The sequence below is a fragment of the Mesorhizobium sp. M7A.F.Ca.US.005.03.1.1 genome (genome assembly GCF_003997975.1).
Taxonomy (GTDB): Bacteria; Pseudomonadota; Alphaproteobacteria; order Rhizobiales; family Rhizobiaceae; genus Mesorhizobium; species Mesorhizobium ciceri.
The window spans coordinates 16,041-34,039 of the sequence record NZ_RZRO01000051.1; the positions used below are offsets into that span (position 1 = coordinate 16,041).

24 protein-coding genes are annotated in these 17,999 nt (G+C 62.3%); 8 read left to right on the forward strand and 16 right to left on the reverse strand.

The features are described 5' to 3' along the window. Positions 1–36: 36 nt before the first annotated feature. The 3 genes from EN990_RS20640 to sppA all read right to left on the reverse strand — a co-directional run bounded on the left by EN990_RS20640 (position 37) and on the right by sppA (position 1,774). Complete coding sequence (locus tag EN990_RS20640) at positions 37–393, reverse strand: DUF1049 domain-containing protein (RefSeq protein WP_064995565.1); 357 nt, start codon at positions 391–393, stop codon at positions 37–39. Positions 394–450: 57 nt separating this feature from the next. Then, positions 451–735 carry an integration host factor subunit beta gene (locus EN990_RS20645; protein WP_006200394.1) on the reverse strand — a complete coding sequence of 95 codons (285 nt, stop codon included), beginning with the start codon at positions 733–735 and terminating at the stop codon, positions 451–453. An 82-nt stretch (positions 736–817) separates the two neighbouring features. Further along, on the reverse strand, positions 818–1,774 hold the full coding sequence (sppA, locus tag EN990_RS20650) for a signal peptide peptidase SppA (protein ID WP_127368692.1): 957 nt from the start codon (positions 1,772–1,774) through the stop codon (positions 818–820). A gap of 406 nt (positions 1,775–2,180) precedes the next feature. On the opposite strand from sppA, the gene lptC reads away from it, so the two are divergent. The 6 genes from lptC (at position 2,181) to ptsN (ending at position 7,442) form a co-directional block, all read left to right on the forward strand. After that, positions 2,181–2,894: an LPS export ABC transporter periplasmic protein LptC gene (lptC, locus tag EN990_RS20655; protein WP_013529584.1), complete on the forward strand. Its 714-nt coding sequence runs from the start codon at positions 2,181–2,183 to the stop codon at positions 2,892–2,894. Next, positions 2,881–3,462: an LptA/OstA family protein gene (locus EN990_RS20660; RefSeq protein ID WP_013529585.1), complete on the forward strand. Its 582-nt coding sequence runs from the start codon at positions 2,881–2,883 to the stop codon at positions 3,460–3,462. Before lptC ends, EN990_RS20660 begins: the two co-directional genes overlap by 14 nt. Next, on the forward strand, positions 3,462–4,280 hold the full coding sequence (gene lptB / locus EN990_RS20665) for an LPS export ABC transporter ATP-binding protein (RefSeq protein ID WP_013529586.1): 819 nt from the start codon (positions 3,462–3,464) through the stop codon (positions 4,278–4,280). Before EN990_RS20660 ends, lptB begins: the two co-directional genes overlap by 1 nt. Positions 4,281–4,479: 199 nt before the next feature. Next, on the forward strand, positions 4,480–6,006 hold the full coding sequence (gene rpoN / locus EN990_RS20670; RefSeq protein WP_064995568.1) for an RNA polymerase factor sigma-54: 1,527 nt from the start codon (positions 4,480–4,482) through the stop codon (positions 6,004–6,006). Positions 6,007–6,271: 265 nt separating this feature from the next. Beyond that, positions 6,272–6,856 carry a ribosome-associated translation inhibitor RaiA gene (raiA, locus tag EN990_RS20675; RefSeq protein WP_013529588.1) on the forward strand — a complete coding sequence of 195 codons (585 nt, stop codon included), beginning with the start codon at positions 6,272–6,274 and terminating at the stop codon, positions 6,854–6,856. A 121-nt stretch (positions 6,857–6,977) separates the two neighbouring features. Further along, the gene (gene ptsN, locus EN990_RS20680) at positions 6,978–7,442 is read left to right on the forward strand and encodes a PTS IIA-like nitrogen regulatory protein PtsN (RefSeq protein WP_013529589.1); all 465 of its coding nucleotides are present in this window, start codon (positions 6,978–6,980) and stop codon (positions 7,440–7,442) included. A gap of 92 nt (positions 7,443–7,534) precedes the next feature. Here the strand turns inward: ptsN and EN990_RS20685 are convergent, their stop codons facing one another. Next, on the reverse strand, positions 7,535–7,789 hold the full coding sequence (locus tag EN990_RS20685; RefSeq protein WP_013529590.1) for a DUF1150 family protein: 255 nt from the start codon (positions 7,787–7,789) through the stop codon (positions 7,535–7,537). A 65-nt stretch (positions 7,790–7,854) separates the two neighbouring features. Next, positions 7,855–8,280 (reverse strand): Hsp20 family protein, encoded by a 426-nt coding sequence (locus tag EN990_RS20690; RefSeq protein WP_013529591.1) that lies wholly within the window; start codon positions 8,278–8,280, stop codon positions 7,855–7,857. Between the two features lie 315 nt (positions 8,281–8,595). Here EN990_RS20690 and EN990_RS20695 point away from each other — a divergent pair, with 315 nt between their 5' ends. After that, positions 8,596–9,540: a nucleoside hydrolase gene (locus EN990_RS20695; protein ID WP_063170333.1), complete on the forward strand. Its 945-nt coding sequence runs from the start codon at positions 8,596–8,598 to the stop codon at positions 9,538–9,540. 36 nt (positions 9,541–9,576) lie between these two features. Here EN990_RS20695 and EN990_RS20700 read toward each other — a convergent pair whose 3' ends face one another. The 11 genes from EN990_RS20700 to EN990_RS20750 all read right to left on the reverse strand — a co-directional run bounded on the left by EN990_RS20700 (position 9,577) and on the right by EN990_RS20750 (position 17,151). Further along, positions 9,577–9,954: a hypothetical protein gene (locus EN990_RS20700; RefSeq protein WP_063169006.1), complete on the reverse strand. Its 378-nt coding sequence runs from the start codon at positions 9,952–9,954 to the stop codon at positions 9,577–9,579. Between the two features lie 3 nt (positions 9,955–9,957). Beyond that, positions 9,958–10,278, reverse strand: a complete 321-nt coding sequence (locus EN990_RS20705) for a hypothetical protein (RefSeq protein WP_013529594.1) — start codon at positions 10,276–10,278, stop codon at positions 9,958–9,960. Positions 10,279–10,379: 101 nt separating this feature from the next. Next, positions 10,380–10,994: a LysE family translocator gene (locus EN990_RS20710; protein ID WP_013529595.1), complete on the reverse strand. Its 615-nt coding sequence runs from the start codon at positions 10,992–10,994 to the stop codon at positions 10,380–10,382. Between the two features lie 113 nt (positions 10,995–11,107). Next, positions 11,108–12,556, reverse strand: a complete 1,449-nt coding sequence (locus tag EN990_RS20715; RefSeq protein WP_063169005.1) for an amidase — start codon at positions 12,554–12,556, stop codon at positions 11,108–11,110. A gap of 1 nt (position 12,557) precedes the next feature. Then, positions 12,558–13,463, reverse strand: a complete 906-nt coding sequence (locus tag EN990_RS20720; RefSeq protein ID WP_127388363.1) for a ribokinase — start codon at positions 13,461–13,463, stop codon at positions 12,558–12,560. 153 nt (positions 13,464–13,616) lie between these two features. Continuing rightward, positions 13,617–14,099 (reverse strand): hypothetical protein, encoded by a 483-nt coding sequence (locus tag EN990_RS20725; protein WP_027161333.1) that lies wholly within the window; start codon positions 14,097–14,099, stop codon positions 13,617–13,619. After that, positions 14,074–14,586, reverse strand: coding sequence for a hypothetical protein (locus tag EN990_RS20730; protein WP_027161334.1), 513 nt, complete (start codon positions 14,584–14,586; stop codon positions 14,074–14,076). The genes EN990_RS20725 and EN990_RS20730 overlap by 26 nt, the downstream gene beginning before the upstream one ends. Then, complete coding sequence (locus EN990_RS20735) at positions 14,553–14,945, reverse strand: hypothetical protein (protein ID WP_027161335.1); 393 nt, start codon at positions 14,943–14,945, stop codon at positions 14,553–14,555. Before EN990_RS20735 ends, EN990_RS20730 begins: the two co-directional genes overlap by 34 nt. 19 nt (positions 14,946–14,964) lie before the next feature. Then, positions 14,965–15,435 carry a hypothetical protein gene (locus tag EN990_RS20740; RefSeq protein ID WP_027161336.1) on the reverse strand — a complete coding sequence of 157 codons (471 nt, stop codon included), beginning with the start codon at positions 15,433–15,435 and terminating at the stop codon, positions 14,965–14,967. 221 nt (positions 15,436–15,656) lie between these two features. Then, a complete protein-coding gene (locus EN990_RS20745) occupies positions 15,657–16,532 on the reverse strand; it encodes a bifunctional helix-turn-helix domain-containing protein/methylated-DNA--[protein]-cysteine S-methyltransferase (protein WP_024502817.1) in 876 nt (291 codons plus the stop codon). Between the two features lie 124 nt (positions 16,533–16,656). Then, positions 16,657–17,151, reverse strand: coding sequence for a DUF2244 domain-containing protein (locus EN990_RS20750; protein WP_127384622.1), 495 nt, complete (start codon positions 17,149–17,151; stop codon positions 16,657–16,659). A gap of 22 nt (positions 17,152–17,173) precedes the next feature. On the opposite strand from EN990_RS20750, the gene nth reads away from it, so the two are divergent. Next, entirely contained in the window at positions 17,174–17,998 is an 825-nt protein-coding gene (gene nth / locus EN990_RS20755; RefSeq protein ID WP_063169002.1) for an endonuclease III, read from the forward strand. Position 17,999: the final 1 nt, after the last annotated feature.

The following is a 17,999-nucleotide window of genomic DNA, read 5'->3' on the forward strand; positions in this document are numbered from 1 at the left end:
AAAAACTCCGTGAGGACAAAACCGCCGATTGGCGGCTCAAGCGGTCGGCTTCGGCAATGCTGCCTCCTGGGCGGACCCCGGTGCCTGGCTTTGTGATACCGCCGGCGCACGGCTGACCGCCTGGCGCAGGTTCTCGGCTTCGACGCCGCGCTGGCGCGCCAGCTTGCGATAGCGACCCTGTTTGACCCACGTAGCCAGACTGCCGACGATCATGCCGATGGCGAGCGCCAGGAACAGGAAGATGAACAGCGGCAAAGTCAGGGTCAGCTTCGGATTGCCGGGATTGAACGGGTCCAGCGTGAAGGCGACCAGTTCGCGGTTGGCGACAGCGAGTGCGATCAGGATGATCGCCAGGGGCACGAAGATCGCGATAAGGATGAAGCGATTGAACATGATGTTTTCCGTCGGAAGCTGGCCTGTCCGAAAGGCCGTCAGGCGCTGGCGTCGCGCCTACTTGCCGCCGTTCAGCCTTTCACGCAGTTCCTTGCCGGTCTTGAAGAACGGCACCCATTTCTCCTCGACCTCGACGGATTCGCCGGTGCGCGGATTGCGTCCGGTGCGGGCGGGACGATTTTTCACCGAAAAAGCGCCGAAGCCACGCAACTCGACCCGGTTGCCTTCGGCAAGGGCGTCGGTGATTTCATCAAAGATCGCGCCGACGATGTTTTCGACGTCGCGCAGGAAAAGATGCGGATTGCGCGTGGCAATAATCTGCACAAGTTCGGACTTGATCATGAGACGGGTCCCCGTGAAAGCAGTGCGGTCAAAATTATGAGGATGATTTTATTTGCTTTTTTCACTTGCCCCAAACGGCTTCTCAAGGGTGCCAGACGGAAACGAGACCGTCAAGAAACAAGCGGTCGGCTCCGAGTTCATGGATGACGTCGCTGCTGTAGGCGGGCAGGCCGAGCGCACTGCCGATCGTTTGCGCCATCGCTTTCGAGAACAGGAAGCCGCTGCGCCGTTCGGTATCCTTCCACTCGACGACCTTGAGCTTGGCATCGACGCCCTTGGTCGCCAGCCAGTCGACCGCCACGGCCTCGCCGCCGACGGCGTCGATCAGCCCGTTGGCAACGCCCTGGCGACCGGTGAATATCGAGCCGTCGGCAAGCGCCAGCGCTTGTTCGCGGCTCATCTTGCGGCGTTCGGCGACGATGTCGACGAACCAGTTGTAACTGTCGAGGATGAGCTTGCGAACCATGGCGCGCTCGTCGTCATTGGTCGGCTTGAAGGGAGAGGGCGCGGCTTTCAGCGGCGAGGATTTCACCTCCTCCAGCTTGACGCCGAGTTTGTCCATCAGGCCGCTGACGTCGGGATACTGGATCAGCACGCCGATCGAGCCGACGATCGAGGTCTTGCGGGCAACGATGTGATCTGCGGCACTGGCGATCATATAGCCCGCCGATGCGGCGAGCGTGCCGACTTCCGCCACCACCGGCTTGTCGGCGGCCAGCTTGCGCACTTCTTCATAGATCGATTCACCGCCAACGGTGGTGCCGCCAGGCGAATCGATCGACAGGATCACGCCTTTCACCTTCGATGAAAGACGGATGGTTTCCAGCCGCTTGATCAGTTCCTCGTCCTCGGTGATCGTGCCTTCGATCTTGACCTTGGCAATATGGTCGACCGTCGAGCCGCCGAAATCGTCGCCATAGAACCAGGTTGAAAGCGCAATCACCCCAAGGGCTATAATGCCTATGGCGACGACGCGCCAGAATGTCAGCTTGCGCCGCAAACGGCGGCGGTCGATCAGGTCGTCGGCTCTCAGTGCCATGGTCAGCCTTTCAGTCGGCGGGAGGAGACGCTTTTAGACCATGATCCTCCCATCTGGAAGCAGTTCTCTTTTGCGCATGCCGAGACAAGTCGGCGCCTGGACGTGAGGTGGCTATCCGCGTCGGCAGTCGACGGGGCCGGGTCGGGGCCCTCTCCAGGCGTCGGTCTGCTCACATATTCGTGCAATCGCCACCAGGTCGGGCGACGAGACCGATGGCTGATAAATTTTACGCCGCGTGTCTGTTTCTGCTATGGAGAAGACGGCAGTTGTGCGGACTTCGTTTTCGTCTGTACAAAGGCGGCTGTCACATTTTTGCAGTTTTCGTGGGCTTGTGCTTGCTTGAAAGCGCCGGCGTCCCACCTATAGGCGGTGCCCGAGGGCGGGCAGGGTTAGAAGAAAGCAGTGAATGTTAGCGCGACCGATTGAACCGACCGACGCCGAGGCGGTGTTGGCTCCCCCGGCGGACGGCCGGACGCGCGGCGATGCTTTCGACCGTGCACAGCGTCATTCGCGCCGCGTGCGCGTTCTCAAATTTGCCGTGCCGGTGGCCGCAGCACTGATAGCGGTCGCTTTCCCGGTCTACTCCTATCTCGCCGCACCCGTCTCGGTGAAGATTCAGGCGGAAGGCACTGCCTTTTCCAACGGCAAGCTGGTGATGGCCAATCCCAAGCTCAACGGTTTCACCAAGCAGAAGCAGCCTTATTCGATGACGGCGCTGCGTGCCATTCAGGATGTCAGCACGCAAGGTATCATCGAGCTGGAAGGCATCGACGCCAAGGTGCCGATCGCGTCCGACAATGTGGCGGCGGTCAAGGCCTCGCACGGCACCTACGATCGCGACGGCAATACGATGAACCTGACCAGCGACGTGACGATCACCACGACCGACGGCATGCAGGCCAAGTTCAAATCGGTCTTCCTCGACATGGGCAAAGGCACTATGAAGACAGGAGATCCCGTCGATGTCAGCCGTGGCGGGTCGCGGATCACGGCGGATACGATGTCGGTTCAGGACAATGGCAAGATTCTGGTTTTCGAGAACAAAGTGCGCGTCAACATCGATTCCGCCGCCCTGAAGGCGGCACAGGGAAACAGCGGAGAAACCAATGCGGCTCAGTAGTTCGACGCGGCTCGCGGCTGCAACTTCAGCGTTGCTGCTGCTCGGACTCGTGCCGTCATGGGCGCAGACGACCAGTCAATCAGGCCTCAAACTGTCCGGCGACAAGCCGATCCAGATCGAGAGCGACAAGCTGGAAGTCCGCCAGGCCGACAGTGTCGCCATCTTCACGGGCAATGTCAGCGTCGTCCAGGGGCCGACATTGATGAAGGCCGGCAAGATGACGGTCTACTACGTCAAGGACCCCAACGCCGCTGCCAAGGGCACGGAGGCCGCGGGTGCTGCGATGACGGGCTCGGCCAACATCGATCACCTGGAGATCTCCGACAAGGTCTATATCAAGTCGGATGCGCAGATCGCGACCGGCGATCAAGGCAGCTTCGATATGAAGAGCCAGGTGCTGGTGCTTTCGGGCAAAAAGGTCGTTCTGTCGCAAAACGACAACGTTCTGGTGGGCTGCAAACTTACCGTGCAGATGAAAAGCGGGCTGGCTCAGGTGGATCCATGCGCTGGGCAACGCGTCCAGATGTCGATCACACCGCCGCCGAAATCGGGAGCGACGAACCCCTGATGGCCAGCCTGTCGTCGCTGACGGCGCGTCTTCCGGGACGGGCCGCCGGCAAGCTTTCGGCGCCGGCCACGGTGACCGTCGATGCGGGAAAGTTCAAGGGAACCCTGATCGCCAAGGGGCTGACCAAGAGCTACAAGGGCCGCAAGGTCGTCAGCGGCGTCACCATCGGCGTGCGCGCCGGAGAGGCCGTTGGACTGCTCGGCCCCAACGGCGCCGGCAAGACGACCTGTTTCTATATGGTTACCGGCCTGGTGCCGGTGGATGAAGGCACGATCGAGATCGACGGCTTCGATGTCACGTCGATGCCGATGTACCGTCGCGCACGCCTCGGCATCGGCTATCTTCCGCAGGAAGCATCGATCTTCCGCGGCCTCAATGTCGAGCAGAATATCCGCGCCGTGCTGGAAGTGGTCGAAAAGGACCGCAAGGTGCGCGAGCGCAATCTCGACGAACTGCTCGAGGAATTCCACATCAGCCATCTGCGCAAGGCGCCATCCATGTCGCTTTCGGGCGGCGAGCGGCGACGCTTGGAAATCGCGCGAGCGCTGGCGACGCGTCCGGCCTACATGCTCCTCGACGAGCCTTTCGCCGGCATCGATCCGATCGCCGTCGCGGATATTCAACAACTGGTGCGCCACCTGACGGCGCGCGGCATCGGCGTCCTCATCACCGATCACAATGTGCGCGAAACGCTCGGCCTCATCGACCGCGCCTACATCATCCATGCCGGCCAGGTGCTGACCCATGGAAGGGCCGACGAAGTGGTGGCAAACCCGGATGTGCGGCGACTTTACCTCGGCGAGGGTTTCACCCTCTGAGCGTGAAATTTGTTTCCTGACACGATTTTTGCGGTTCGCGCGGCGCTTTTTCCTCGATTTTGCTCCGAGATAACGCTCCGGTAAGCGAGTTTTGCTACCAATTGCCTTGACAAGCAAAAGCCGGGCCAGTTTCTATGGCCGGCTGCAAAATTCCTTTCCGGAAGTCCGGATGCGTAGACGAGGCGTTTGAAACCGAACCATGGCGTTGGCGGCCAAACTACAGCTACGACAATCGCAGTCGCTAGTGATGACGCCGCAACTGATGCAGTCGATTCGGCTGCTGCAGTTCACCCATGTCGAGCTCGAGCATTTCATCGACGAGGAAATCGAGCGCAATCCGCTGCTGGAGCGCGCCGAGCCGCAGGACGATGCCGCCAGCGACCAGGCGCAGAAGATCGAGGCGGAGCCGCAAGCCACCTCCGAAGGCGACTGGTTCGAAAACGAGACGCAGTGGAGCGCGGAGGCGATCTCGGACAAGCTCGACACGTCGCTGGAAAACCTGTTTCCCGACGACCCGGGCACCAGCGAGCGGCTCGGTCCCGACCTGACGGCGCAATGGAAATCGGCTTCCGGCAATGGCGCGGGTTCCTCATCCGAGTGGTTTGACGCCGGCGATATGGCGACTGCTGCGATCACGCTGCGCGACCATGTCGGTGAACAGGTGGCGCTAGCCTTCGCCGATCCGGCTGCACGTCTGATCGCCGCCGACCTCGCCGACGGCCTTGACGAGACCGGCTATCTGCGTGCCGATCTGGCAGAGATCGCCGCTCGTCTCGGTGCGGATGCGGCCGCCGTGGCGAAGGTGCTGGCGGTGTGTCAGACCTTCGAGCCGGCCGGCCTGTTTGCCCGCGACCTGGCCGAATGCCTGTCGCTGCAGCTTGCCGTGCGGAGCCGGCTCGATCCGGCGATGAAGGCGCTGGTCGCCAATCTCGAACTCCTGGCACGGCGCGATTTTCACGCATTGAAACGGATCTGCGGTGTCGACGAGGAGGATCTGCTCGACATGCTGGCCGAAATCCGGGCGCTCGATCCCCGGCCGGGCATGGCGTTTTCGGGCGGCGCCAGCGACGCGATCGTCGCCGATGTCGAGGTGCGCGCGGCCAATGACGGCAGCTGGACGGTCGAACTCAATGCCGAAACGCTGCCGCGGGTGTTGGTCGACCATATCTATTTCGCCCAGGTCTCTCCGCAGGCCAAGAACCAGGCGGAAAAGGATTTTCTGGCCGAATGCCTGCAGAACGCCAACTGGCTGACGCGCAGCCTCGACCAGCGGGCAAAGACCATCCTCAAGGTCGCTTCGGAAATCGTTCGCCAGCAGGACGCCTTCCTCGTCCATGGCGTGCGGCAGCTGAAGCCGCTCAATCTGCGCACGGTGGCCGACGCCATCGGCATGCACGAATCGACCGTCAGCCGGGTCACAGCCAATAAATACATGCTGACGCCGCGCGGCGTGTTCGAGCTTCGCTACTTCTTCACCGCCTCGATCGCCGCATCGGGCGGCGGCGATGCGCACTCCTCGGAAGCCGTGCGTGACCGCATCAAGCAGTTGATCGACGAGGAGAAGCCCGTCGACGTGCTTTCCGACGATGCAATCGTCGACATGTTGCGCGAAAGTGGCGTCGACATTGCAAGGCGTACGGTCGCCAAGTACCGGGAAGGCATGAATATCCCCTCCTCGGTGCAGCGCCGGCGCGAGAAACGTGCGATGGCCAGCGCCGGGCGCTGAGGCGAGTCGATTTTCCACAAGCCAGCACTTCATTGACAAGCCGCGGTGAACTGGCTAGAAGCCCGCCCGCATGAGACGGGCTAGATGCCCGCATGCGGATGGTCCGTCACGACGTTGGCCTCGGGACGGTCAAAGGGCGGCTTGTGATCAACCGGAAAGTCTGGATTTAAAATCGGCGCAAGTGACGCCGCAAAGCTTGTGCGCACGGATCACGAGTATAAACTCGGGCCAGTTTGAAGCCTGAGCAAGGAAGGTCAGTTTTCAGATGAATCTGCGCATATCGGGAAAACACATGGACATCGGCGATGCGTTTCGGACACGCATCAACGATCGTGTCGGCGAAGCGATCGGCAAATATTTCGATCGCGGCTTTGCCGGACATGTCACGGTCATCAAATCGGGTTCGCGCTATTCGGCGGATTGCATGATCCGGCTGGATTCCGGCGCTTCGCTGCAGGCCACCGGCGATGCCCAGGATCCGACGCTTGCCTTCGAGGCGGCGGCGGACCGTCTGGAAACCCGCCTGAGGCGCTACAAGCGCCGGCTGAAATCGCACAATTCGGGCGCCGCCAACGGCCAACCGACCGACATAGCCTACACGGTGATGGCGCCGCTTGCCGATGACGACGAGGACATTCCGGAGAATTTCGCGCCGGCCATCGTCGCCGAATCAACCATGACGCTGAAGACCATGTCGGTGGCGTCGGCGGTCATCGAGCTCGACACCAAGGACAGCCCGGTCTTCGTCTTCCGCAACGCGGGAACCGACCATCTCAACATCGTCTATCGCCGACCCGATGGAAATATCGGTTGGATCGACCCGTCGACGACCAAGGTCGCACAAGCGTGACGACAACGGTCGCACGGTGACGACAAGGGTCGCACGGTGACGACGAGGTCGCACTGGGATAAGAGCCGGCCGCACGAGGGGTGAGGACTGGTGACGGCAGGCGAACAAGGGATTTTCAAGCATGGATCTGAGCGATCTTATCAACGTTCCGGCGATATTGCCGGCGTTGAAGGCGAACTCCAAGAAGCAGCTGCTGCAATTGCTGTCCGAACGGGCGGCGGCGATTTCCGGCATTCCGGAGCGGGAGGTGTTCGACACCATCCTGCAGCGTGAGCGGCTGGGTTCGACCGGCGTCGGCAACGGCATCGCCATCCCGCACGGCAAGCTGGCCGGCGTGAAGCGCATCGCAGGTGTTTTCGCCCGGCTGGAGACGCCTGTCGATTTCGAATCGCTGGACGATCAGCCCGTCGATCTGGTGTTTCTGCTGCTGGCGCCGGAAGGGGCGGGTGCCGATCACCTCAAGGCACTGTCGCGCATCGCGCGAGTGCTGCGTGACGCCGACACGGTGGCCAAGATCAGGGGTACGCGCGACGCCGCGGCTATCCACGCGCTTTTATCGGACACCCAGGCCTCGCACGCGGCCTGATTTTTCTGGTGAGACGAACTTCAAGGGCCGCCACGGGCGGCCCTATGCGTTTGAGCCTGCTGGTCGCGCCTAACAGGGCGGCGCGCTGGGTCTTAGTGGATGGCGACCGTGGTCAGGTCGTTTTCCATGGCACCGGCCAGTGCGCGGTCACGCGCGTCGGAAAGCAGGATCGGCTGGCCATTGGCGGCAAACAGCGCCCACAGTTCCATGCCGGGAGCGATTTCGCCGAGATTGGGGAAACGGCCGAGCAATTCGTCGCTCGAGACCTTTCTGAGATAAGCGACCGAGCCCTCGCCGAGATGAGCGAATTCGCCATTGGTCATGGTGATAGTTTCAGTTCTGGTCATTTCAAAGCCTCCTTGGCGCGAGGACGCCGCTCAAGGCCATCCCGCATGAGAGCCATCGGTAAAGATCAGTCTTTCACCGATATGTTTATTTTCCGTACCAGCCGTTCGGACTCCGGCCGATCGAGGTCGATCGCCAAAAGGCCGTTCTTCAACTCCGCTGCGATCACCCGCATGCCGTCGGCCAGCACGAAACAGCGCTGGAACTGGCGCGCGGCGATGCCGCGATGAAGAAATTCGCGCTCGGTGTCGTCGGTCTGACGGCCGCGCACGACCAACTGGTTTTCCTCCGTGGTGACATCGAGATCGCTTTCGGCGAAACCGGCGACCGCCAATGTGATGCGCAACCTTTCGGTTTTGCCGTCGGCGCCGCTGAGGCGTTCGATGTTGTAGGGAGGGTAGCTGTCACCGGACTTCGCCAAGCGTTCCAGGGTCTTTTCCATGGCGTCGAAACCAAGCAGAAGCGGGCTGGAAAAGGGCGTCATTCGGCTCATGTTACACTGTCCTCTCAAGAGCGACATAAAGTGGAAAAACCCAGATGGCATTTTTCCCGATGGCCTTGATATGGTCCGCCCCGCGACCAAGTTCAAGCCGTCAACAGACCCGCCCAAAAAGACCAGGCCGTGGACTCACAGGAATGACAGACATGGCGCTTGAAACGGCGAGCAGATGCAAGGAAAAGCGCGCGGGTCGGGATTGTCTTCCCCGGTCGAGCGGTTCGGCCTGGCAGCTCGCGGCCGCTTCGGCGTCATTTGGATGTTCCGATCGGATCGATGCAAGTCCACGACCTCGCCAAACAAGGAATTGAAATGCCCCAGTCACGCAAGATCATCATCGACACGGATCCCGGCCAGGATGATGCCGTCGCCATATTGCTGGCGCTCGGCAGCTCCGAACTGGAGATCGTCGGCATATCAGCCGTTGCCGGCAACGTGCCGCTGAAGCTTACCGAAAAGAATGCCCGCAAGATCTGCGAGCTGGCCGGCCGCCCGGACATCAAGGTCTATGCCGGTGCCATCCGGCCCCTGACGCGCGAACTGGTCACCGCCGAGGAAGTGCATGGCAAGACCGGCCTCAACGGTCCGCAATTGCCCGAACCGACGATGAAGCTGCAGGACCAGTACGCGGTCGATTTCATCGTCGAGACGCTGATGAGCGAAGAAAGCGGCACGATCACGCTTTGCGCGCTCGGCCCGCTCACCAACATTGCGCTGGCGCTGATCCGCGAGCCGCGCATCGCACCGCGCATCAAGGAAATCGTGCTGATGGGCGGCGGCTTCTTCGAAGGCGGCAATGTCACACCGACCGCCGAATTCAACATCTATGTCGACCCGCAGGCCGCAGATGTCGTGCTCAAATCCGGCATTCCGATCGTCATGATGCCTCTCGACGTCACCCACAAGGCGCTGACCACCGCCAAGCGCACGCAGGCCTTCCGCGCGCTGGGCACCAGGGTCGGCACCGCCACCGCGGAGATGTTGGAGTTCTTCGAGCGCTTCGATGAAGAGAAATACGGCACCGACGGTGGCCCGCTGCACGATCCTTGCGTCATCGCCTATCTGTTGAAGCCGGACCTGTTCAAGGGCCGCAACTGCAACGTCAGCGTGGAAACCGCCTCGGAACTGACCATGGGCATGACCGTGATCGACTGGTGGGGCGTCACCAAACGGCCGAAGAACGCCATGGTGATGCGCGACATCGACCATGATGCGTTTTTCGCCTTGCTGGTGGAGAGGCTGGGGCGGCTTAACTGACCGTCAGAACAGAACTGAACTTGTGAGCACGCGTCTTCACTCATTGAGAAACCGATAGGTGTCTCCGCCGCGCTTATGATGTTGCCGCTCGATGGGGATGACCGAACCGACAAGGTGCGGCATCCCCACTTCATCATCGATGGATGTCACCGCGCTGTTGCCATCAAGGCGGACATCGTATGTGTAATACAGCCCGCGCCCGGCAGCCATCTTCGGATTGATGGGCATTAACCTCACATACTCGATAGTGCCCATCACACTCTGAGTTGCCACAACCGGATTGTCCTGGTTCATCGCAATCGGGATCAGCGCCGCCAGGGGCAGTGCGCAGAAGAATACGACACCAATGACTGCGTCTCGGTATTCTGCCTGAAACAGAAGCAGGCGGTTTCTGAGAGAAGATACTGTTGCCATGATTCAATTCACGAATCGGTAGAAGACGAAGCCATTGTCGCGCGTGACGCGTTCGATGTTTGTGCGCGAGCCGATCAGATGCGGGTGATCGTCATCGATAAGGACAGACGAACCGTTCTCGATAGAAACCAGATATATGCCGCGGCCATGGTCCAACCGGACACTTTCGACGTTTGCCTCGACTGTGTCGACCGATCGGATCGGGCTGGCGTCGTTGATCCATTTGTTTGCCGCCAACATGATCATAACCGCAAACGCACCAATAAAGAGGATCACGCCAGGCGCGTTCCTCTTCAAACCATCCCAAGTCCAAAAGACAGACATGAATCCCTCAAGCCAGATTCATGTGGTGGTGGGACAGCACACTTTCAATCTGTTGCCATTCCAGGGTGCTGCAACTCCTTGCGGCGCCGGCTCGGCCGCCTTTACTTCGACCGCGAAAACGCCAGCCACAGGCCGCCGCCGACCATGAAGCTGCCGCTGATCCTCGACAGGAGTTTGATGCGGCCGGCCGACAGCAGGCGCCCGGCGCGGCCGGCGGCCAGCGCGTAAGTCGAATCCGAGAAGGCGGCGAAGATCATGGCGGTCAGACCCATGACGGCGATCTGCAGCGAGTAGTTGCCTTGCGGCGAAATGAACTGCGGAAAGAAGGCGCCGAAGAAAATCAGCGTCTTGGGGTTGCTCAGCGCCACCAGCAGGCCCTGCAGGAAGAAGCCGCCGCGCGGCTTTCTCGCTGTTCCATCGGCATTCAACGTGCCCTTGGAGCGGAACATCTGCACACCCATCCAGATCAGATAGGCCGCGCCGATCAGTCGTACCCACTCGAACCAGTGGCCCATGCCTGCGATCAGCGTGTTGAGGCCGATGCCGACGATGGCGATCATCACGGCAAGCCCGGCCTGCGTGCCGGCGACGTTGGCGAGGCCGGCGCGCGAGCCATGGCGGATGCTGTTGGCAATGATCAGCGTGACCGTCGGACCGGGCACCAGGATAATGACGATGCAAGCGAGGACATAGGCGGCGTAGAGTTCGAGCGACATGCTTTTTCCCCAGGAATACCGCCGAGGCGGCGCGGCTGAGGATAATCAATGCATGGCGGCGATAGCGATGCAAGCCGGTGCGCGAAGCGCCGCGGCACGCCAACGCGTGCGATTCAGGCGCCGGCCGGCCAGGGCAGTGTTGCCTCATAGGCGGCCGCCGCCTTGAGCACGGCAAGGTCGCCGCGTGGCCGGCCGATCAGCTGCATGCCCATCGGCCGCCCTCTATCGTCGAAGCCGACCGGCACATTGGCCGCCGGGCAGCCGCCCAAGGTCGCGAAGGCGGAAACCTGCATCCAGCGGTGATAGCTGTCCATTGTGCGTCCGGCGACCTCACGCGGCCAATGCGTATCGATGTCGAAGGGGAAGACCTGCGCTGTCGGCAGCGCAATCAGATCATAGCGGTCGAAGATCGACAGCAGCGTGCGATGCCAGGACGTGCGGATGACCGAAGCGGCGCGGATCTGCGGCGCCGTCAGCCGCGTTGCGTTCTCCACTTCCCAGATGGCTTCCGGCTTGAGCAGGCGGCGCTTCGCGGGATCGTCATAGTGGGTTTTGAGCGCGCAGCCGCTGCTGGCCTGGCGCAGCGTCACGAAGGCCTGCCACAGCGCTTCGAAATCGAAATCCGGCAGCAGGGGCTCGGTCGCGAAGGACGCTTCCGCAAAGCGGCCAAGTGCCGCCTCGCACAGGCCGAGAACGCCTGTTTCAACCGGCAGATGACCGCCGAGATCACCGAGCCAGGCGATGCGGCCACCAGTTGCGGGTATTCCAAGCCCTTCGAGGAACGAGCCGGGTTTCTCGTAGGACAATGGCGCGTGCGGGTGGTAACCGGCCTGCACATCGAGCAGCAGTGCCATGTCACGGACGTTGCGGCCCATCGGCCCGTCGACGCCCATCTGCGCATGGAAGACTTCGAAATCGGGTCCGCCGGGAACAAGTCCTTGCGACGGGCGGAAGCCAAAAACATTGTTCCAGGCGGCCGGGTTGCGCAGCGAGCCGCCAAAGTCGCTGCCATCGGCGACGGGCACCATGTCGAGCGCCAGGGCAACGGCCGCGCCGCCGCTCGAGCCTCCGGCGGTCAGGGCCGGATCGAAGGCGTTCAGCGTCGGCCCGAACACGGCGTTGTAGGTGTTGGAACCAAGCCCGAATTCGGGGACGTTGGTCTTGCCGATGATAATGGCGCCGGCATTGCGGATGCGCTCGACGAAGAAATCGTCCTCCTGCGGCACGAAATCGGCGAAGATCGGCGAGCCGAAAGAGGTCCTGAGGCCCGTGGTCGAGGCGAGGTCCTTGATGGCCATCGGCAGGCCGAAGAGCGGGTTGGTTTTGGCTCGCGTTGGGCTGGCATCGGCCGCATCGGCTTCGCGCAGGATATCGGCGCGATCGCGCAAGGAGACGATGGCGTTGACCAGCGGATTGACCGCCTCGATGCGGTCGAGGAATGCCGCCACCACCTCGCGCACGCAAAGCTCCCTCTCCCGGATCGCGCCGGCGAGTTCGACTGCGGACAGGCGGCAGATGTCGCCTGCCGGTGGCACGGCATGTTTTGTTTGAGGACGCAGCATTTTAATGGGTTTCCTGCAGCGCCTGATCGACGTCTTTGGCGAGCGGGATCGCCGGTTGGGCGCCAGGTTTCAGGCAGGCCAGCGAGCCGGCCGCGCCGGCGCGCGCCAGCGCCTGTTCGAGCGTGAGGCCCGACGACAGGCTGGCGGCGAAATAGCCGCAGAACGTATCGCCGGCGCCGACCGTGTCGACGGGGACGATCTTGCGCGCAGCAACGGCCAGGAACTCGGTCGGTGTCGCCGCCATCACGCCATCGCCGCCGAGCGTGACGACGACGGTGCGGCCGGTCTTTCCGGCAAAGTCGCGCATGTGCACCGCCCGATCGCGGCCTTGCAGCGACAGCGCTTCGCCATACAGGTCGAACTCGGTTTCGTTGGCGACGACATAGTCGGCCTTGCCGAGAAAGCCGGCTGCTTGCGCCTGGAAAGGTGCTGTGTTGAGCACCGTGATGGCGCCGGCCGCCCTTGCCTGGTCGAGGGCGGCATCGACGGTGGCCAGCGGAATCTCATTTTGCAGCAGCACGACGTCGCCTTTTTTCAGAAAGGCCTTGGAGAGATCGCCGGGCACCACGGAAGCGTTGGCGCCCGGCACCACGGCGATGATGTTCTCGCCGTCGTCGGCGACCATGATCAGTGCCGTGCCGGTCGAGGCGTGAGTCTCGGCAACGCCGGACAGGTCGACCTTGCCGTCGCGCAGCAATGCCAGTGCCTCGGCGGCGAAGCTGTCCCTGCCGACGGCGCCGACCATGCGCACCGAGGCGCCGGCGCGTGCGGCGGCCAGGGCCTGGTTGGCGCCCTTGCCCCCGGGCGCGGTGGTGAAGGCCGAGCCGCCCACCGTCTCGCCGGGGCTCGGCAAGCGGTCGACCTTGGCGATAAGGTCGAGGTTGATCGAGCCGATGACGATAATCAAGCAGGGCCTCCTGGCAACGCAAATTCAAAATGCCGGAGCGTCTTCGTGCGTCCGGGCGAACGCAGATCGTTCCGATTGCGTGGAAGCTAACCTGTAAGGCCGCAGCTTGCCAGACCACGCGCATGGTCCAGCCCGATTTGAGTTGTCGCGGCCTTATTCGCAGCGCACGGTGACCGTGCCCTGATAGTTGCCGGCGGGAAAGATACCGCTCGACTTGGTGGCGGTGAGGTCGACCTGCATCGCGTGGGTGCCGTTGGCAACCCTCTGCGGCACACTTCCGTTGACATCGGCCCCCGAGCCATCGAGGCGGAAGACCGAAGCGAACGTCACGTTGGTGCCACCGCCGCTCGGCGCGGACGAGAATGCGGCAGGCGCCGGCGCCGAAACCGAATAGCAGTCAAGCAGGTTGAGTATTGAGCATAACAGGGAGCTTGCCACCACGGTGGCGCTGGCGCTCGATCCGCCTGCCTGTTTGGAGCCCAGTATGCTGATGGCGGGACTGGCCTTCATCGTTCCGGACGCCCCGACCATGATGGTGCAGGTGCCGATGATCGCCGCCTGCATCGGAAGGCAGGAACCGGCAAGTGCCGCCATCGCAAACAGCGCGCGGCTACTGCTTCTTCTTTTTCTTGCCATCGCCATTTCCGGTTCTGATGCTCCAGCCTTCGTTGGCCCACCCCGGTGATGCGGTCGCGGGAGCGGTGGCGGCAATACTCGCCGTCTGGCCGTCGGTGCCGAGGCCCATTTTGAGGAGCTTCAGCTCCAGCTGAAGGCGCTCGACCTCAAGCTCGTAGAGACGGCTGCAATCGACGCGCTTGGGCGTACGCCCGATGGGGATCACCACGCGGCCGTAAGTGGCGACATCATTGTCGGACTGGCTGTTGCCTCTGATGACGCCGAGATCGACATAGGCGCCGGAGCCGGAGACGGCGGAACGGCAAGTGGTGCCATCCGCGGCATGGACCTCGTCCTGGCCCTGGGGCAAGGTGACGCCGGGCAGGTTGAAGCCGCTTTCGTTCTGGTTGAGGTTGTAGACGTCCTCGGCCCCGGCCGGCGAGGCACCCGCCCAAACAGCCGCGAGCGCCAGTGTCAGGACTTGCGGCGCCCAAAAAACTTTCCGCATATCTGTGCCCTTATCTGCGTCTGTTGATTGGGAAAGGGGATGCTTTCGGTACAGATACGCACTTTACGCTCGGCAGCGCCGCCGAAAGGCACAACCACAAGGACAGAACGGGAGGCCTGGGAGGCCAGTTGGAAGACATTTGGAGAGACCCTGGCATCTACCGGCTGGAAATCCTGATCGTAGACGTGAATTTCGACCCGGATGTTGCGGTCGTAGGGATTGGCGGGGAAGACGCGAACCGCAAAGACGTCGGTGAAGCTGTTGATCTCGCCACGCATCGGCGACATCGACTGAGCCTTGGCGGCAACGGGCGCCAATCCGACGGCCAACGCCGTCGCCAGGATTCGAGCATGTTTCACGACCCCTCCTTCGCTCGCGTCATTCGCAGCGCAGCGTTACCGTTGCCTGATAATTGCCGTTGGCGAAGCGATTGCTGCCGCCCTTGGTTCCGGCAAGGTGAACCGAGACGAGATCTGCGCCGGGGGTGGTGATGCTGGTTGTCGAGCCGGTCTCGACGATGGAATGCGCGCCGGCGGCGGAGTAGGTGGGTGTCCAGGTCGTCGACGTGCTGTCGGCGGATGGCACCGTCATGGTGGTGACCGGGTCGACGCTCAGCGACACACCTCCGGTCGTCGTCAGCGTCACGGTTCCAGCCGAGCCGCCGCTGTTGTGGGAGCTCAGGGACTGGAGATCGGGACTGGCCGTCATCGTACCGTTGGTGGCAACGACCAGCGTGCAGGTGGGCGCGATCGTGCCGTTGAAGATGACATTCTGCGTCGTGGCCAACGCGGCCTCGTCGACGCTGGCAACCAGCAGAGCTGCGCCGCAGGCGGCGCGAAACAATGTCATCGAGACCTCCTATCAAGCCGGATCGTCCGGATTAATATGAGAGCATCATCACTTTATCGTGGTTAATTTAGAGTTACCTAAAATAACGCCTCAAAAATAACAACTACAGGAACCGGAGGTTGCCCTCGGTTGCAAAAGCGGAACCACAGCGTAAATAGCGCTTATACTTGATAGCGCCGATAGAACCATGTTTTTCTTCGCAATATCGAGAAAAATCGATATTACGATACCTGCCCGGCTTCCCAACCCAGAATGGCGCGCTTGCGGGTCAGGCCCCAATGATAACCGGTGAGGTCGCCTGATTTGCCGATGGCGCGGTGACAAGGCACCACGAAAGAGAGCGGATTGGCGCCGTTGGCCGCACCGACCGCACGGCTGGCGGACGGGGCGCCGATGCTGGCCGCAATCGAGGAATAGGTGCGGGCCTTGCCCATCGGGATCTTGAGCAGCGCCTCCCAGACGCGAACCTGGAAGTCGGTGCCGATCATGACGACATGCAGCGGCTGGTCGGGGCGCCACAGCGTCGGGTCGAAGATACGGGCGGCATAGGGGCCGGTGGCAGTCATGTCCTCGACGTAGATGGCGTTCGGCCAGCGGCTGGACATGTCGGCGAAGGCGGCGCGTTCCTCGCCGGGGTCGCTGAAGGCGAGGCCGGCGAGCCCGCGCTCGGTGGCCATGATCAGGGCGGTACCGAACGGCGAGGAATGGAAGCCGTAGCGGATGGTGAGCCCGGCGCCGCGTGTCTTGTAGTCGCCCGGCGACATCGCCTCGTGCGTGACGAACAGGTCATGCAGCCGGCCGGGGCCGGACATGCCCAGTTCGAATGAGGTCTCGAGCAGCGGCATGCCGGAATCGAGCAGCCTGCGCGCATGGTCCAGTGTCACCGCCTGCAGGAAGGCCTTGGGCGACAGGCCGGCCCAGCGGGTAAAGAGTTTTTGCAGGCCGGTCGGCGTCTCGCCGACCTCCTCGGCCAGCTCTTCGAGGGAAGGCTGATCACGATAGTCGAGACTGATCTTCTCGATGGCACGGCGCACGATCTCATAATCGCTGCCCTCAGGCGTGATGTCCTTTTTGAGGACTGCGGTGTGTGTGCTCATGGAACTGTCTCCTTGGGCCGGAATATCGCCCCTCGGGGCGTCGATCGCCACCCGAAACTTGCCTTCTTGCGGCGCATACCCGGATAGGCACCGGATTCGAGCCCTGGAATCGCTCGCGGCTGGCTCAGCGTGCCTTGGCGGCCGCCAGCGCGCGCGAAAAGGCGGTGGCAAAACTCTCGCGGGAATCGGGGTCCAGGAACGATCCGATCGGCACGTTCTGGCCTTCACCTTGCACCGTCATGCCTGTGATGCCGATCTCGGCGTGACGGGCCACCGAAAACCGCGCCCAGAACGGATTGAAGCGATGCGCTTCCGATTTCCCCGAGGGGGCTGTCTTGCGGATGTCGAGGCTGGTGCGCGAAACCGAGACTTCTTCGCGTGCGCGAGCGGCACGATAGTTGATGCGAAAGGCGATGTAGACGGCGGCCACGTCGAGGCCGAAGAAGCCGAACACCGGCCAGGCGCCGCGCGACAGGAAAAACGCGCCTGTCACCAGCCAGCCGAACAGCAGCGCGCCCATCAGGACGAAGAAGCCTGTCCGGCCCAGAGACCGGTGCGGGGTCAGTAGCGCCTGAAAGAATGGCTCGTCGGCCTGAAACGAGGCGTTTGTGTCGCTCATGAGGGGATATTATAGGAGGGAAATGGCAAGCCCCAAGTCCAAAGATTCTTCCCTGTCCAAAAAAGAGCCGTTGCCCGCACGACGCGATGGTTCGAACGCAAAGCCGCGCCCGCGGCCGGCGCGAAGCGCGTTACGCTACAGCCCGGCCGAAGTGAAAGAGATATTCCGGCGCTTTTCCGTCCAGCGGCCCGAGCCGAAGGGCGAGCTCGAACATGTCAACGCCTTCACGCTGCTGGTCGCGGTGGTGCTGTCGGCGCAAGCGACGGATGTAGGCGTCAACAAGGCGACGCGGGCGCTGTTCAGGGCCGCCGATACGCCGCACAAGATGCTGGCGCTGGGGGAAGCAAGGGTCGGCGAATATATCCGCACCATCGGGCTGTGGCGCAACAAGGCGAAGAATTTGATTGCGCTGTCGCAGGCGCTGATCCGCGACCATGGCGGCGAGGTACCCGATAATCGAGATGAATTGGTCAAGCTGCCCGGGGTCGGGCGCAAGACCGCCAATGTCGTGCTCAACATGGCCTTCGGCCAGCACACGATGGCGGTCGACACGCACATTCTTCGCATAGGCAACCGGCTCGGATTAGCGCCCGGCAAGACGCCGGAACAGGTCGAGCAGGGATTGTTGAAGATCATTCCGGACGAATATATGCGCCATGCACATCACTGGCTGATCCTGCATGGCCGCTACGTCTGCAAGGCGCGCAAGCCGGATTGCCCGGCCTGCGTCATCGCCGACATCTGCAAGGCCGAGGTCAAGACGACCGATGTGCCGGCACCGCTGGTGCCGATCGCACCGCTCGACCCGGTCGAAGAGGTTCAGGACCGAGGCGGAACGGCGGCGTAAT